Below are 16,358 nucleotides of genomic sequence, written 5' to 3'. Positions count from 1 at the left end.
AGGAACATCATGACCATTCAATGCAAAGTTAAGTCAATTAAGCCGTTGGCGAGTAATACCTATCAAATCCTGCTTCATCCTGAAACACCAGTGGCATTTAAGGCGGGTCAATATTTAATGGTGGTCATGGGCGAGAAAGATAAGCGTCCGTTTTCGATCGCAAGTAGTCCATGCCGTCATGAAGGTGAACTTGAACTTCATATTGGTGCAGCGGAACATAATGCTTATGCACTTGAAGTGGTCGAAGCGATGAAAAACGCGTTGGTAACAGGATCATCAATTGATATTGACGCGCCGCACGGAGACGCTTGGTTAAAAGAAGAGAGCGAGCGTCCGCTTCTTCTGATTGCGGGTGGGACTGGTTTTAGTTACGTGCGTTCGATATTAGACCATTGTATTGCACAAAACCGTCAAAGCACTATCTACCTTTATTGGGGCGCGCGCGATGAGTCGCAATTGTACGCAAAAAGTGAGCTAAACGACATTGCCGCAAAACACCGGCACGTCCATTTTGTCCCTGTTATAGAAGATGTTGATGCTTACTGGCAAGGGAAAGTGGGTAATGTCCTTCAAGCGGTAACTAGCGATTTTGAATCCTTACAGGAATTTGATATCTACATTGCGGGTCGATTTGAAATGGCTGGAGCAGCAAGAGAGCAGTTTACTCAGCAGAAAAAAGCGATCAGAGAGCGCATGTTTGCTGATGCTTACGCATTTATCTGATCGAGTATCGCCACAATTACAGAGTTAATAGAGGGTTTTTTAGCCCTCTTTAGTGAGGTTTGCTCAATAAAGCAGCGAGCAGGCTTGTTTTGGAATTTATTTGCAAAAAAAGAGTTGCACGTAGAAACGTTCTGCCTATAATGCGCATCCACTGACACGGCAGACGCCACAAGGCTTCAGCAGTGCAGTAAGAGGGTAAAGCTTCTAAAAAAAGAAATTTGAAAAAGTGTTTGACTCTTCAAATTAACTCGCTAGAATGCACCTCCGCTTCGAGAGAAAAGCTTCTCAAAAAGCAAGCTCTTTAACAATATAAACCTATCAATCTGTGTGGGCACTCGTTGATGATAATCCAAAAGATTTATCAATGAACTGAGTGACCAATTTGATACTTCGGTATCGAGCACAGTCAATTCAAGTTTTCTAGGAACTAGCTTCTAGGGACTAGAAACTTATCAGTATTCATTGAGCCGAAGCGCAAGCTTCAAAAAACTTTTAATTGAAGAGTTTGATCATGGCTCAGATTGAACGCTGGCGGCAGGCCTAACACATGCAAGTCGAGCGGCAGCACAGAGAAACTTGTTTCTCGGGTGGCGAGCGGCGGACGGGTGAGTAATGCCTGGGAAATTGCCCTGATGTGGGGGATAACCATTGGAAACGATGGCTAATACCGCATGATGCCCTTGTTTATAATGAACAGGGGCCAAAGAGGGGGACCTTCGGGCCTCTCGCGTCAGGATATGCCCAGGTGGGATTAGCTAGTTGGTGAGGTAAGGGCTCACCAAGGCGACGATCCCTAGCTGGTCTGAGAGGATGATCAGCCACACTGGAACTGAGACACGGTCCAGACTCCTACGGGAGGCAGCAGTGGGGAATATTGCACAATGGGCGCAAGCCTGATGCAGCCATGCCGCGTGTGTGAAGAAGGCCTTCGGGTTGTAAAGCACTTTCAGTAGGGAGGAAGGTGGTAGTGTTAATAGCACTGTCATTTGACGTTACCTACAGAAGAAGCACCGGCTAACTCCGTGCCAGCAGCCGCGGTAATACGGAGGGTGCGAGCGTTAATCGGAATTACTGGGCGTAAAGCGCATGCAGGTGGTTTGTTAAGTCAGATGTGAAAGCCCCGGGCTCAACCTGGGAATTGCATTTGAAACTGGCAAACTAGAGTACTGTAGAGGGGGGTAGAATTTCAGGTGTAGCGGTGAAATGCGTAGAGATCTGAAGGAATACCGGTGGCGAAGGCGGCCCCCTGGACAGATACTGACACTCAGATGCGAAAGCGTGGGGAGCAAACAGGATTAGATACCCTGGTAGTCCACGCCGTAAACGATGTCTACTTGGAGGTTGTGGCCTTGAGCCGTGGCTTTCGGAGCTAACGCGTTAAGTAGACCGCCTGGGGAGTACGGTCGCAAGATTAAAACTCAAATGAATTGACGGGGGCCCGCACAAGCGGTGGAGCATGTGGTTTAATTCGATGCAACGCGAAGAACCTTACCTACTCTTGACATCTACAGAATCCTGCGGAGACGCGGGAGTGCCTTCGGGAACTGTAAGACAGGTGCTGCATGGCTGTCGTCAGCTCGTGTTGTGAAATGTTGGGTTAAGTCCCGCAACGAGCGCAACCCTTATCCTTGTTTGCCAGCACGTAATGGTGGGAACTCCAGGGAGACTGCCGGTGATAAACCGGAGGAAGGTGGGGACGACGTCAAGTCATCATGGCCCTTACGAGTAGGGCTACACACGTGCTACAATGGCGCATACAGAGGGCGGCCAACTTGCGAAAGTGAGCGAATCCCAAAAAGTGCGTCGTAGTCCGGATTGGAGTCTGCAACTCGACTCCATGAAGTCGGAATCGCTAGTAATCGTGGATCAGAATGCCACGGTGAATACGTTCCCGGGCCTTGTACACACCGCCCGTCACACCATGGGAGTGGGCTGCAAAAGAAGTGGGTAGTTTAACCTTCGGGAGGACGCTCACCACTTTGTGGTTCATGACTGGGGTGAAGTCGTAACAAGGTAGCGCTAGGGGAACCTGGCGCTGGATCACCTCCTTATACGATACGGATAGTTTGCTTCTGCTTTTTTTAAAGCGGAAACAAATAAGTCGCGATGAGTGTTCACACAGATTGATGGTTTTGAAGCGAAAGCTTCGAGCTATTATTGCTCTTTAACAATTTGGAAAGCTGACAAAACAACAATTTATTGTTGTTTGTAAAGTTCTCAATGTTTGTCTTTAAGACAAACACCAACAAACACATTCAAGTGTTCTTGGGAATGTCACGTTTAGTGACGATTCAAAATTGAGTCCGGCAAATCAATGCTATCTCGCTCATTCAAATAATGAGATAGCGAACCTTGGTTGTTTAACGCAAAGACCCTTTCGGGTTGTATGGTTAAGTGACTAAGCGTACACGGTGGATGCCTTGGCAGTCAGAGGCGATGAAGGACGTAGTAACTTGCGATAAGCGGTGATGAGGCAGTAACAGCCACTTGAGTCACCGATTTCCGAATGGGGAAACCCACTGGCATAAGCCAGTATCGCTGCATGAATACATAGTGCAGCGAAGCGAACCGGGAGAACTGAAACATCTAAGTACCCCGAGGAAAAGAAATCAACCGAGATTCCGAAAGTAGCGGCGAGCGAAATTGGATTAGCCCTTAAGCTTTACATGCGTTAGACGAATGGTCTGGAAAGGCCAACGATACCGGGTGATAGTCCCGTAGTCATAGGCGCATGTTCAGTGAAATCGAGTAGGGCGGGACACGTGTTATCCTGTCTGAATATGGGGGGACCATCCTCCAAGGCTAAATACTCCTGACTGACCGATAGTGAACCAGTACCGTGAGGGAAAGGCGAAAAGAACCCCTGTGAGGGGAGTGAAATAGAACCTGAAACCGTGTACGTACAAGCAGTAGGAGCACCTTCGTGGTGTGACTGCGTACCTTTTGTATAATGGGTCAGCGACTTAATGTTAGTAGCAAGGTTAACCGCATAGGGGAGCCGTAGGGAAACCGAGTCTTAACTGGGCGTATAGTTGCTAGCATTAGACCCGAAACCGAGTGATCTAGCCATGGGCAGGTTGAAGGTTGAGTAACATCAACTGGAGGACCGAACCGACTAATGTTGAAAAATTAGCGGATGACTTGTGGCTAGGGGTGAAAGGCCAATCAAACTCGGAGATAGCTGGTTCTCCCCGAAAGCTATTTAGGTAGCGCCTCGGACGAATACTACTGGGGGTAGAGCACTGTTAAGGCTAGGGGGTCATCCCGACTTACCAACCCTTTGCAAACTCCGAATACCAGTAAGTACTATCCGGGAGACACACGGCGGGTGCTAACGTCCGTCGTGGAGAGGGAAACAACCCAGACCGCCAGCTAAGGTCCCAAATTACAGCTAAGTGGGAAACGATGTGGGAAGGCTTAGACAGCTAGGATGTTGGCTTAGAAGCAGCCATCATTTAAAGAAAGCGTAATAGCTCACTAGTCGAGTCGGCCTGCGCGGAAGATGTAACGGGGCTAAGCTGTAAACCGAAGCTGCGGCAATGTGCTTTAGCACATTGGGTAGGGGAGCGTTCTGTAAGCCGTTGAAGGTGTGTTGTAAAGCATGCTGGAGGTATCAGAAGTGCGAATGCTGACATGAGTAACGACAAGGGGGGTGAAAAACCTCCCCGCCGGAAGACCAAGGGTTCCTGTCCAACGTTAATCGGGGCAGGGTAAGTCGACCCCTAAGGCGAGGCCGAAAGGCGTAGTCGATGGGAAACGGGTTAATATTCCCGTACTGCTTATAATTGCGATGGGGGGACGGAGAAGGCTAGGTGGGCCAGGCGACGGTTGTCCTGGTTCAAGTGCGTAGGCTGAGTGTTTAGGTAAATCCGGATACTCTTAAGGCTGAGACACGACGTCGAGCTGCTACGGCAGTGAAGTCATTGATGCCCTGCTTCCAGGAAAAGCCTCTAAGCTTCAGATTATAAGCAATCGTACCCCAAACCGACACAGGTGGTCGGGTAGAGAATACCAAGGCGCTTGAGAGAACTCGGGTGAAGGAACTAGGCAAAATGGTACCGTAACTTCGGGAGAAGGTACGCTCTTGATGGTGAAGTCCCTCGCGGATGGAGCTGACGAGAGTCGCAGATACCAGGTGGCTGCAACTGTTTATTAAAAACACAGCACTGTGCAAAATCGCAAGATGACGTATACGGTGTGACGCCTGCCCGGTGCCGGAAGGTTAATTGATGGGGTTAGACTTCGGTCGAAGCTCTTGATCGAAGCCCCGGTAAACGGCGGCCGTAACTATAACGGTCCTAAGGTAGCGAAATTCCTTGTCGGGTAAGTTCCGACCTGCACGAATGGCGTAATGATGGCCACGCTGTCTCCACCCGAGACTCAGTGAAATTGAAATCGCTGTGAAGATGCAGTGTACCCGCGGCTAGACGGAAAGACCCCGTGAACCTTTACTACAGCTTGGCACTGAACATTGACCCTACATGTGTAGGATAGGTGGGAGGCTTTGAAAACGTGACGCCAGTTGCGTTGGAGCCGTCCTTGAAATACCACCCTTGTATGTTTGATGTTCTAACGTTGGCCCCTCATCGGGGTCGCGGACAGTGCCTGGTGGGTAGTTTGACTGGGGCGGTCTCCTCCCAAAGAGTAACGGAGGAGCACGAAGGTGGGCTAATCACGGTTGGACATCGTGAGGTTAGTGCAATGGCATAAGCCCGCTTAACTGCGAGAATGACGGTTCGAGCAGGTGCGAAAGCAGGTCATAGTGATCCGGTGGTTCTGAATGGAAGGGCCATCGCTCAACGGATAAAAGGTACTCCGGGGATAACAGGCTGATACCGCCCAAGAGTTCATATCGACGGCGGTGTTTGGCACCTCGATGTCGGCTCATCACATCCTGGGGCTGAAGTCGGTCCCAAGGGTATGGCTGTTCGCCATTTAAAGTGGTACGCGAGCTGGGTTTAGAACGTCGTGAGACAGTTCGGTCCCTATCTGCCGTGGGCGTTGGAAGATTGAAGGGGGCTGCTCCTAGTACGAGAGGACCGGAGTGGACGAACCTCTGGTGTTCGGGTTGTGTCGCCAGACGCATTGCCCGGTAGCTAAGTTCGGAATCGATAACCGCTGAAAGCATCTAAGCGGGAAGCGAGCCCTGAGATGAGTCTTCCCTGATACTTTAAGTATCCTAAAGGGTTGTTCGAGACTAGAACGTTGATAGGCAGGGTGTGTAAGCGCTGTGAGGCGTTGAGCTAACCTGTACTAATTGCCCGTGAGGCTTAACCATACAACACCCAAAGGGTTTTGGTGGACTCAAAGCAAGAACGAAACTTGAGTGTGTTAAGAACTGAAAACAGCTTTCCGAATTATTCTCTAGAAATAGAGAGAAAGAATTTGCTTGGCGACCATAGCGTTTTGGACCCACCTGACTCCATCCCGAACTCAGAAGTGAAACGAAACAGCGTCGATGGTAGTGTGGGGTCTCCCCATGTGAGAGTAGAACATCGCCAGGCTTTAACTTGTTGTCTTTAGATTTTTAAGAAAAATCTGAAGACAAAAAAAGTAGACGAAACGTCTAACCAGACAGCGGAGCGGTAGTTCAGTCGGTTAGAATACCGGCCTGTCACGCCGGGGGTCGCGGGTTCGAGTCCCGTCCGCTCCGCCACTTTTCAGACAAAGCCCTAGCAGAAGTGCTAGGGCTTTGTCGTATCTAATACCAATCTGGAAAATTATACCAATCTGGAAAATTAACTGGTCAGATTAATCCACTCTCTTGTACACATCTTGCTAACTCTATCTGTACTGTCCAAGAATCGATTCCAAGCCTTGCACACTTTCTCCACGATATCCTCATAATCGGTAAAACTCTGATTGGCAAGATGGTGTTGTCTGAGCCAGCTCCACACTTGTTCTATCGGGTTTAGCTCTGGTGAATAGGGCGGGAGCTTGATGATACTGACATTGCTAAACGGTTCTGCAATGTCATTGGTATGCCAACTCGCCCCATCCATAATGATGAAGGCATGACGCCCTTTCTCTGTGACAGCCGATATTTGCTTTAAATGCTCGATCATGATCTCTTTATTAACCCAAGGAACGACCATCGCTTCGCCAATTCCTCTCGCGGGACAGACAGAACCAAACAGATACGCATATTCAAATTGTTGTTGCTTCACGGCTCGGGGGCGTGTTCCTTTCTCTGCCCATAACCGTGTTGTCGTGTTTTGTTGCCCAAATCTGGCTTCATCTTGAAACCAGACATCAACATGCTCTAGAGCGATATGTCCTGGGATCTTCAGGATCGTTTCAATTTTGAATTTTTTTTAAAATCGTCTTGGACTTCTTGAGATTGCTTGGGGTGTTTTGAGCGGGAAGTTATCCATGACAAGCCCATGTGGTCGAGCAGGTAATAGATAGAGTCAGGGTGGTAGTGCTGGCCAAATTCTTTCGCGATATAAGCGTGGATGTCGGCCCCAGTCAGTCGTCCGCCCTGTATATTATCAGCCTTGTCTTTTATGTATTGGCTTAGTCGCTCTTTTTGCTCAGGGGTTAAGAAGGGAGGTCTTCCTGTTCTTGGCTTTTCCTTAAGTCCCTCTAGCCCTTCTTGAAGGAAGGTTTGAACCCACTTGTTGACACTGGTACGGCTTACCATAAGAAACTTGGCGATTTGGGTGCGAGAATGCCCATCTTTGAAATGAGCAAGAGCCAGTAATCTCATTTTCATTTGAATGGATTGGTATAAGAGTTGTGGTTGCAAATGACATAAAAAAACCGGCGATAAAGCCGGTTTCGTCTTTGTCTCTGCAGTTCAACCATTCTGCACAAGGGTGAGTGCTTTGCGTGAAACCTCATGAGCTGCTTTATTGAGGTCTTGCTTTTCTAGGGCTTCTGCTAAGTAAGCGTAGTCAGAGACACTGGAACGAACGTTAAGCGCTTGTTCAAAGTGTGTCTGTGCCAATGCCCATTTCTTTTCACGTAAGTAGAGTTGGGCCAAAGCGCTGTGTGCTTCTGCGTTGCTATTGTCGCGTTTTGTCGCTTCCTCAAGCAGTACAATCACTGGGTGGCTATCGGAGAGATTAAGTTCAGGCAATAGCGCATACAGCTTGCTAGAGGCTGCTTTCTTCAGTGCTTCTTTAAGCACGGTCAACGCTTCGTGATCGGCTTTACGAGCGATCAGCTGTTGTACAAAACAGGCGATGAGCGTCTCCTCCTGCTTAAGTTTCTTGCTCAGCCCATTCCAATGCGCGATGAGCCCTTCACTGCCTTCCTGTGTTGCAATATCAATAAGCTGGCCGCAATGAGCTTGTAAACTGACCCGTTCCATCTCTTCTTGGCTGATATGACCGGACTTATGCAAGCTTGGCAGCAAATCGAGTAGGGGTTGCCACCGTTTCAGTTCTAGATAAGTGGTTTTCAGCAAATCCATGACAATCGGATTGTTAGGGTGGCTGCTTTTGAGCGATTGCAGTGTGTCAAACGCCTGGGTAAACTCGCCCTCACGAACCCATTGTTTTGCTCTGGTCAGTTCCACCGCCAAATGGGCGTTTTCTTGTTGGGCGGCAAGAGCAAGGTATTGATCACGTTTGACTTTGTCTCCTTGGCCGTCAGCCGCTTCGGATGCAACCAAGTAGCACAACAGCGGCATATCGTGATGATTAGCCCAGCGTGTCACTTTTTTCTCAGCCCCTTTCCAATCCCCTTCCAGCAGCTTAATGATGCCTTCATTGGTGTAACGACGTGAGCGGCGCATTTTGCGTACACTAAACCAGTTCCAAGTGGTGAAGCTGGTATAAATCACTTTTTTGGCGAGGTACTCCAAAGCGAACAATCCTGCCAGAGTCGCGACGATAAAGATAACCAACGTCGTTACACTCATCTCTATGGTGCTGTTGGCTACCGAGATCAACACATAACCTTGTTGGCCGGAAAATTGTGTACCAGCAAACAATCCTGCGCCGAGCACGACGAAAAGAAAAATCATACGAATCATTGTTTTTCCTCCGTGCTGGTTAGTGTAGTGACATCTCGGCGAAGGCGTTCACGAATCACATCCGCGAGTTGAGTTTGTGTCTCCAGTTTCACGGGATACGTCACCTGAACATTCTGCTGGCTGAGTTGTTTTAGACTGCGGTTAAACTCTTTTACGGCATTGTCGTCAGGGTTAAAGAAAGATTCAGACCAGCTTTCTGCGGTCGTCAATGCGATGGTGTAAAGCTCACCTTGCTCGAGATAGACGGCTTTGATCGCCGTTTCCAGCTTGGCTTTTATGTTCTCTTTGAGATAAAAATGCTGCTCAGGTGAGAGCAGAGGAATCACATTGCCGTCGCGGGTACGAAAGGTAATGAAGTTTTCTGAGAAGTCTTTCAACGAGGTGAGCAAGTTGTCTTGCCAGTTACTGATGTCCTCGGAGACCTCGGTTTTTTCTACCGCTTTGGCTTCTGGGAGAATGGCATTGGCCAGTGGCAGCTGATCGACTTGTTGCTGCAAAGCGGTTAGACGCAGTACTAAGCCATCACGATCAATGATTGGGATGGTTTTTAGTTTGGTAATGTCGCTTGCCATTGCTTTACGCAGTGGGACCAAGCTCGGGTCGTTTAGCGTGGCGATACGTTGATCAGCGCTTTCCATCAGATGAGTGGCGCTCGTTGCGTCACGCTCAAGAAACAGCTTGCGTCCGGCCAGTTTGACCAAGTAATCCGCTTCCGCCAGCAGCCAGTCGTTTGGACGGCGCCCTTTCACATCCGCCATGGCCAGCTGAAGGCTCTCAATGCTTTTTTGCTGTTGCGCAAGCTCCACTTCTGCTTTGTGGAGTGTGCTGCTGGCCTGCTGCGCGGTGTCCGTTTTGACTTGACTCATCTGCTGAGTCAAGGATGACTGAGTTTGTTGCAGCTGATTTTGCAGTGCGGCGATCTGCGCTTGGTAGTGGCTACTCTGCTGCTGCATTTGATAAGCGAGCCCGCCAGTACCAAGCAGGGCAATCACAATCGCGATGATGCTCAGTTTGCTGCCGCGCTTTTGCTCTGGCTGAGTGTTACTGTGTGGTGTTTTCTCTGTGTCAGAGGATACTGGGCTGACGTCGTTGACGATCTCGGCCGAAGCAGACGTATCGTTATTGGGCGAAATGTCGTTGGTGGTTGGGGTAGACGTCATTTCTTCAGGCGTGGTTTGCTCGTTATTTTTTTTACTTGTCATGAGGTTATCCTGTGTTACTTAGGCTGGAGAGCAGCCAGTAATTCCATGTTTGCAGCACTTCCAACGTTGGTCACTCTGGCGAAGCCTAAAGAGTGTGCAATGGTAGCAATGCGTTCGCTGGGTACCAACAGGTGTTGTTGATGCAGCCAGTGCTGTGCTTGGCTGTTCATCATGCGGTTGAGGTATTCCAACTGTTCAGAACTGGTGACGATGAGAGTATCGACTTTTTGCGTTTGCCAAGATGCCACACAGCTTAGCGGATCAAAGGGGATAAATTCTCTCTGGTACGTCTCACAATAATCAACATCGGCGCCAAGCGAGGCAAGAGACTCTCGGATGAGCTCTCTGCCCCCGTTGCCGCGCAAAATCAACACACGCTTCCCTGCGATCCGGTTGAGCTCCGGAAGTTGGATTAAGTGCTCACTATCACTGACCGTCGGGTAGTTTACGTCTTGCCCCGTGACTTTGCTTAAATAGTGTGCGGTTTTTTGACCAACGGCAAGATATCGCGTGTTCTGCGGCCAGTTTGCTTGATGTTCGGCAAGCCATTGCTGGGCGAACTGCACCGCGTGTTGGCTGACGGCGATAACAATGTCGCTGTCGCGCAGTTGAGAAAGGAGTGTGTCGACGCTGGGGTTGGCGACGATACGAATGAGAGGATGATGGAGTGTGGAGACTCCACCATCATTGAGCAAGGAGCAGAGAGCCAGCCCTTGTTCGGCTGGCCGCGTGACCAGAACCGTCATGTTATTCGTGATCTTGATAAAGGCGAGCAAGAATGTCGTCGGCGCCTTGGCTGAGAAGTTGCTGCGCAAGTTGCACGCCTAGTGCTTCTGCGTCGGTGCGTGGGCCGCGAATTTCGCCGCGTACAATGTGGGAGCCATCGGGTTCACCGACAAGAGCACGCAGCCAAATCTGATCGCCCTCAAGCAGCGCGTAGCTGCCAATCGGCACTTGGCAGCCGCCTTGTAGGGTCAGATTCATTGCTCGCTCGCACTTGACGCGATCCGCCGTTTCGACGTGATTCAGCGGCGCTAGCAGTTCGAGCATTCTCTCGTCATCGGTGCGGCACTCAATGCCAACGGCGCCTTGGCCAACCGCAGGGAGAGATTGTTCTGGCTCGATAAAGCTACGAATGCGCTCTTGCAGTTCGAGGCGTTTAAGACCTGCCGCGGCGAGGATAATTGCGTCATACTCGCCCGCGTCAAGTTTACTTAAGCGTGTGCCGACGTTGCCGCGTAGCTCTTTGATGACTAAATCTGGACGATACGCTTTGAGTTGGCACTGACGGCGTAGGCTGCAGGTACCGACAACCGCGCCTTGTGGCAGTTGTTCAATGTTTTCATAATGGTTAGAGACAAACGCATCGCGTGGATCTTCGCGCTCACAAATGGTGACCAGTCCGAGCCCTGGTGGAAAATCGACGGGCACGTCCTTCATCGAATGTACCGCCAGATCCGCGCGCCCTTCCAGCATCGCCACTTCCAATTCTTTGACGAACAACCCCTTACCACCGACTTTTGCCAAAGGCGTATCGAGAATCACATCACCTTTGGTGACCATGGTCACCAGTTCCACTTCAAGGCCGGGATGAGCCTGTTGCAGCGCTTCTTTGACATAGTGAGCCTGCCAAAGCGCAAGAGGACTTTTTCGGGTTGCGATGCGAATCGGAGTTGAGTGTGTCATGATCTTCCCAGTTTCATTGTCAATTTTGCCCCAATCCTATCATCCTCACTGCTAAAGTATTACTGTTAGTTAGTGTAACTGTTGGTATGGTTAACTAATTGCACAAGCGTACTGAAATAGTGTGACTCAATTCTCATTTGACTGCGCCGCCAGTATTCGTAGTCAGCGTTACAAGCGACACTTAGGCGCCTTGAAAAGGGCGTGCGACAAAGGTTCGTATTGGTTTGGGATTGACGGGTTACATCTTTACCAATACGCTTAGAAGTGTTAAATTGATCACGTTTTTCTGCCAGGATGGCATAAAAGTTATACAGACGTGTCTTGATACTGAAACCAAGGAACTCCCTTGCAGGCTTATACCGAAAAATTAATCCAGCGATTAGATACACTTAACCAGCAACGTGTTGAGCGTGCGCTGGCGCTTATGGATTTGCAAAGCCAGCGAGTCTTTCATCTCATTCCCGCTTTACTTCATTTCAATCATCCAGCGATTCCGGGCTATTTTGACGCCGATGTGCCTTATGGCATCGACGGTCAGGAGTTCAACGATGTACAACAGCAGTTTATTGACGATACCGAACTCACCTTAGGTTGCCCTTTGCCAGTGGCGAAAAAAGCCAAAATTCTCGGCTTGTATACCATGGGAAGCACCTCGTCGATTGGGCAAAGCACCTCCAGCGATCTCGACATCTGGGTGTGTGTCTCAAGCCTCATGAGCCATGAAGAAAGGGAAAGTCTCACCAACAAGTGCCTACTCATCACCGATTGGGCGCAGATGCACGGGGTTGAGGCGAACTTTTTCTTGATGGATGAGCAGCGTTTTCGCTCCAACCGCTCGGAGCAGATGACAGGCGACAACTGCGGCTCGTCTCAGCACATGTTATTGCTCGACGAATTTTATCGCTCTGCAGTGCGTATCGCCGGACGACGCTTGTTGTGGCAAATAGTGCCGCCGGAAATGGAAGAGTGTTATGACGAGTACGTCGATCAGCTTTGCCGTGGTGGCTACATCAACTGCAACCAGTGGATCGATTTTGGTCAGTTGAGCTGTATTCCGGCAGAGGAGTATTTCGGCTCCAATTTGTGGCAGTTGTACAAGAGTATCGACTCGCCATACAAATCGGTGTTGAAAGCGATCTTGCTGGAAGCTTACTCGTGGGAATACCCACACACCCAGCTACTCAGCATTGATACCAAACGACGCTTTTTTGCCCATGAGCCGGATCTCTACGGTATGGATGCGTATTACTTGATGCTGGAGAAGGTGACGCGTTATTTGGAGCGCATCAAAGATGCCACCCGTTTGGATCTGGTTCGGCGCTGTTTCTATCTGAAAACTCATGAAAAGCTTTCTCGTGATCCCGGCGTTGGTTCGGTCGCTTGGCGACGCGAAGCGCTGCGTCAACTGACGACCCAGTGGCAGTGGTCACCTGAGGTGATCGCCGAGCTCGATAATCGCCGAAACTGGAAAGTGGAACAGGTGAAAGTGGTGCACCACGCGCTGCTGGATGCCTTGATGCAAAGTTACCGTAATTTGATCCAGTTCGCGCGGCGTAACGACATTACCTCGGCCATCAGCCCACAAGATATCAGCATTTTAGCGCGTAAGCTGTACGCCGCCTTTGAAGTGTTGCCGGGCAAAGTGACCCTGCTCAATCCGCAGATTTCGCCGGACTTACATGAAGCGGACCTCAGTTTTATTGAAGTGCGCGAAGGGCGGACCAATAAAGCCGGCTGGTATTTGTACAAGCAGCCGCTGGTGGCGCACCGCATTCTCGGTCAGCCGTATTTGGAGCACCACGAGTACTTGAGTAAATTGGTTGCGTGGGCGTTTTTTAATGGCCTGATCACCGAATCGACTCGTTTACATGCGGTGGTGCGAGATGCGCAGATCGACATCGACAAGTTCTATCAAATGGTCAGCGACTTGCGCAACACCTTCTCGCTGCGCAAACGTCGCCCGACCATGCAAGCGTTGGCCAGCCCATGCGAGATCAGCCAACTGGCGATGTTCATCAACTTTGAAAGTGACCCCACTGCCGAGCTGTCGGGGCGCTCCCTAAAAGTGGATCTGAAAAACGCCGATATTTTCAGTTTCGGTACGCAGCAGCGCAGTTTGGTTGGCAGTGTCGATCTGGTTTACCGCAACTCTTGGCACGAAGTGCGTACTTTGCACTTCAAAGGCGAAACCGCAATGTTGGATGCGCTGAAAACCGTGCTGGGGAAAATGCACCAAGACGCGATTCCGCCCGAGTCGGTGGATGTTTTCTGCTACAGCAAAAACATGCGTGGCGTGATGCGCAACATGGTGTACCAGCTTCTGGCTGAGTGTATTGATTTACGCTTAAAACCGGTTGAGCAGGAAAAACGCCGCCGCTTCAAAGCGATTCGTTTAGGCGCGCAAACCTACGGGTTGTTCTTTGAGCGTCGTGGTGTGTCGGTACAAAAATTGGAAAACTCGGTTGATTTTTACCGCAGCATCTCGACCAACAAGCTGAAAGGCTCACCTCTGCTGATGCTGGATCGCGAAGCGGACTACCAGTTGCCAGAAATCGTCGATGGATTTGCCAGCGAAGGCTTGATCCAGTTCTTCTTTGAAGATACCGACAAAGGCTTCAATATTTATGTGTTGGATGAGTCGAATCAGGTGGAAGTGTATCACCAGTTTAGCGGCTCAAAAGATGAGATGATCGCCAGCGTCAACAGCTTCTACACCTCGGTCAAAGACGACCAACAGGTCGCGTCCAAGTTCATCAACTTTAACTTGCCCCAGTACTATCAGATTGTGCACCCACAAGAAGAGGGGGCACAATCTTACATCGTGCCTTATCGCAACGACGCCTGTACTCCATCCAAGATGTCGAAAGTCGTCAATATTTAAGCCGAGGCGATTCAGCGGCTAATAGAGTTAGCGGCCAATATAGAAAGAGCACCCACGTGGTGCTCTTTGACTTTTTATTGTACCCAGTCGATCGTTTCGCCTGCGTGCTTCTCGCATTCTTGTTTGACCATCTGCGAGAACTCCATGCCAGTTTTAGAGCAAATCCACTTATCTTGCTGATATTTAAAGTGGAAGCCGCCAGATTTTGACGCCAGCCAAATTTCCTGCATCGGCTCTTGGCGGTTAATGATGATCTGGCTGCGGTCATCAAACTCCAACGTCATCACATTGCCGGTGGTTTCGAAATCGATGTCCGCGCCTGAATCATCAATCGCTTCTTCAATAAGTTGCAACTCGGCATCCACCAGTTGATGAAATTCAGTATTGTTCATCTTATCTATCCTATTGCTTTTCCTGAGTGTGGTGCGATTATAGGGGGCATTGAATCAATAATCACGATATGCAAAATGAAAAAATTACTTACTGTGTTGCTTACCCTCAGTGTGGCCTTGCTGGCTGGGTGTGGGCAGTCGGGCTCCCTCTATATCCCTGACGACACTCCGCCGAGTGAACAGTCGCAGTAGGCATGAAAGCAGATAAAGCAGTCGACCATTAAAAAGGGAAGCGAATTTTGGACTATTTCAATTATCAGGATGATGGCCAACTGTGGGCCGAAGGCGTTCCGCTGTCTCAACTGGCGCAGCAATATGGTACGCCACTGTACGTCTATTCACGTGCCACATTAGAGCGCCACTGGAAAGCCTTTGATCAGTCTGTTGAAAACCATCCTCATCTGGTTTGCTACGCGGTAAAAGCCAACTCCAATCTTGGTGTACTCAATGTATTGGCGCGTCTTGGTTCCGGCTTTGATATTGTCTCTGGCGGTGAGCTGGAGCGTGTGATTGCCGCTGGCGGCGATCCGCGTAAAGTGGTGTTTTCTGGCGTGGGTAAAACCGAAGCTGAGATGCGTCGCGCGCTGGAACTGAACATCAAATGTTTCAATGTGGAGTCCGAGCCTGAGCTGGAGCGCTTGAACAAGGTAGCCGGTGAGCTGGGCGTGAAAGCACCGATTTCACTGCGCATTAACCCCGATGTTGATGCTCAAACCCATCCTTATATTTCGACTGGCCTACGCGACAACAAATTTGGTATCGCGTTTGACCGCGCACCGGCGGTTTATCAGTTTGCGCAAAGCCTGGAGAACCTCAATGTGCAGGGGATTGATTGCCACATTGGCTCTCAGTTGACGGCACTCGCGCCGTTCATCGATGCCACGGACCGTCTGTTGGCGCTGATCGACTCCCTTAAAGAGCAAGGCATCACCATCCGCCATCTGGATGTCGGTGGCGGTCTGGGTGTGGTTTATCGTAATGAGCTACCGCCGCAGCCGTCAGAGTATGCGAAAGCGCTGCTGGGCCGTCTGGAAAACCATCAAGATCTGGAGCTGATTTTCGAGCCCGGCCGAGCCATTGCGGCGAATGCGGGTGTACTGCTGACCAAAGTGGAATTTCTCAAACATACCGAGCACAAAAACTTCGCCATCATTGATGCTGCGATGAACGATTTGATGCGCCCGGCGCTTTACCAAGCGTGGCAGGATATCGTGCCGGTGAAGCCACGCAGCGGCGAAGCGGTGACGTATGATCTGGTGGGGCCGATTTGTGAAACCGGTGATTTCCTCGGTAAAGACCGCTCACTAGTGCTGGCCGAAAATGACCTGCTGGCGGTGCGCAGCGCCGGTGCTTACGGCTTTGTGATGTCCTCGAACTACAATACTCGTGCTCGCGCCGCAGAAATCATGGTTGATGGCACGCAAAGTTTCCTTGTGCGTCAGCGTGAAGAGCTGCGCAGCTTGTGGGAACTTGAACACATTCTTCCGGAGTAA

The 16,358-nt window shown here is 50.1% G+C and carries 10 protein-coding genes, 1 tRNA gene and 3 rRNA genes; 8 read left to right on the top strand and 6 right to left on the bottom strand.

The annotated features are described in order from the left end of the window. Positions 1–9 precede the first annotated feature (9 nt). The 5 genes from fre (at position 10) to I3X05_RS16250 (ending at position 6,379) form a co-directional block, all read left to right on the top strand. Positions 10–723, top strand: coding sequence for an NAD(P)H-flavin reductase (gene fre / locus I3X05_RS16270; RefSeq protein WP_045569254.1), 714 nt, complete (start codon positions 10–12; stop codon positions 721–723). 493 nt (positions 724–1,216) lie between these two features. Beyond that, positions 1,217–2,774, top strand: a 16S ribosomal RNA gene (locus I3X05_RS16265). Positions 2,775–3,111: 337 nt separating this feature from the next. After that, positions 3,112–6,001: ribosomal RNA gene (locus I3X05_RS16260) — 23S ribosomal RNA — on the top strand. 110 nt (positions 6,002–6,111) lie between these two features. Beyond that, positions 6,112–6,227: ribosomal RNA gene (rrf, locus tag I3X05_RS16255) — 5S ribosomal RNA — on the top strand. The 16S, 23S and 5S rRNA genes sit together here with 1 tRNA gene alongside, the layout of an rRNA operon. A 75-nt stretch (positions 6,228–6,302) precedes the next feature. After that, positions 6,303–6,379: transfer RNA gene (locus tag I3X05_RS16250), tRNA-Asp, on the top strand. A gap of 82 nt (positions 6,380–6,461) precedes the next feature. Here I3X05_RS16250 and I3X05_RS16245 read toward each other — a convergent pair. The 5 genes from I3X05_RS16245 to hemC all read right to left on the bottom strand — a co-directional run bounded on the left by I3X05_RS16245 (position 6,462) and on the right by hemC (position 11,592). Then, positions 6,462–7,438 (bottom strand): IS630 family transposase gene (locus I3X05_RS16245; protein WP_425304488.1). Its coding sequence is split into 2 segments (ribosomal slippage): positions 6,462–7,033 and positions 7,033–7,438, totalling 978 coding nucleotides; the frame shifts between segments, so codons are not numbered across the junction. Between the two features lie 84 nt (positions 7,439–7,522). Further along, entirely contained in the window at positions 7,523–8,704 is a 1,182-nt protein-coding gene (locus I3X05_RS16240) for a heme biosynthesis protein HemY (RefSeq protein ID WP_045569624.1), read from the bottom strand. After that, complete coding sequence (locus I3X05_RS16235) at positions 8,701–9,906, bottom strand: uroporphyrinogen-III C-methyltransferase (protein ID WP_045569625.1); 1,206 nt, start codon at positions 9,904–9,906, stop codon at positions 8,701–8,703. Before I3X05_RS16235 ends, I3X05_RS16240 begins: the two co-directional genes overlap by 4 nt. Positions 9,907–9,920: 14 nt before the next feature. Then, a complete protein-coding gene (locus tag I3X05_RS16230) occupies positions 9,921–10,652 on the bottom strand; it encodes a uroporphyrinogen-III synthase (protein ID WP_045569626.1) in 732 nt (243 codons plus the stop codon). A 1-nt stretch (position 10,653) separates the two neighbouring features. Further along, positions 10,654–11,592, bottom strand: coding sequence for a hydroxymethylbilane synthase (hemC, locus tag I3X05_RS16225; RefSeq protein ID WP_045569627.1), 939 nt, complete (start codon positions 11,590–11,592; stop codon positions 10,654–10,656). A gap of 346 nt (positions 11,593–11,938) precedes the next feature. Between hemC and I3X05_RS16220 the strand changes: the two genes are divergently transcribed. Beyond that, on the top strand, positions 11,939–14,473 hold the full coding sequence (locus I3X05_RS16220) for a class I adenylate cyclase (RefSeq protein ID WP_045569628.1): 2,535 nt from the start codon (positions 11,939–11,941) through the stop codon (positions 14,471–14,473). Positions 14,474–14,547: 74 nt separating this feature from the next. On the opposite strand, the gene cyaY is transcribed toward I3X05_RS16220, so the two are convergent. Continuing rightward, positions 14,548–14,865: an iron donor protein CyaY gene (gene cyaY, locus I3X05_RS16215; protein WP_039437826.1), complete on the bottom strand. Its 318-nt coding sequence runs from the start codon at positions 14,863–14,865 to the stop codon at positions 14,548–14,550. 75 nt (positions 14,866–14,940) lie between these two features. Here cyaY and lptM point away from each other — a divergent pair, with 75 nt between their 5' ends. Together lptM and lysA are read left to right on the top strand one after the other, a co-directional pair. After that, entirely contained in the window at positions 14,941–15,057 is a 117-nt protein-coding gene (gene lptM, locus I3X05_RS23830) for an LPS translocon maturation chaperone LptM (RefSeq protein WP_407701081.1), read from the top strand. A 47-nt stretch (positions 15,058–15,104) separates the two neighbouring features. Then, positions 15,105–16,358, top strand: coding sequence for a diaminopimelate decarboxylase (gene lysA / locus I3X05_RS16205; protein ID WP_045569629.1), 1,254 nt, complete (start codon positions 15,105–15,107; stop codon positions 16,356–16,358).

It is taken from the genome of Vibrio navarrensis, from assembly GCF_015767675.1.
GTDB lineage: Bacteria > Pseudomonadota > Gammaproteobacteria > Enterobacterales > Vibrionaceae > Vibrio.
The sequence above is the reverse complement of the archived record's forward strand: the minus strand, read 5'-3'. Positions and strand labels throughout refer to the sequence as shown.

Excerpts from the sequence above, each read along its gene's own strand:
- fre (WP_045569254.1), top strand. The coding sequence starts at position 10 with ATGACCATTCAATGCAAAGTTAAGTCAATTAAGCCGTTGGCGAGTAAT.
- I3X05_RS16240 (WP_045569624.1), bottom strand. The coding sequence starts at position 8,704 with ATGATTCGTATGATTTTTCTTTTCGTCGTGCTCGGCGCAGGATTGTTT.
- I3X05_RS16235 (WP_045569625.1), bottom strand. The coding sequence starts at position 9,906 with ATGACAAGTAAAAAAAATAACGAGCAAACCACGCCTGAAGAAATGACG.
- I3X05_RS16230 (WP_045569626.1), bottom strand. The coding sequence starts at position 10,652 with ATGACGGTTCTGGTCACGCGGCCAGCCGAACAAGGGCTGGCTCTCTGC.
- hemC (WP_045569627.1), bottom strand. The coding sequence starts at position 11,592 with ATGACACACTCAACTCCGATTCGCATCGCAACCCGAAAAAGTCCTCTT.
- cyaY (WP_039437826.1), bottom strand. The coding sequence starts at position 14,865 with ATGAACAATACTGAATTTCATCAACTGGTGGATGCCGAGTTGCAACTT.
- lptM (WP_407701081.1), top strand. The coding sequence starts at position 14,941 with ATGAAAAAATTACTTACTGTGTTGCTTACCCTCAGTGTGGCCTTGCTG.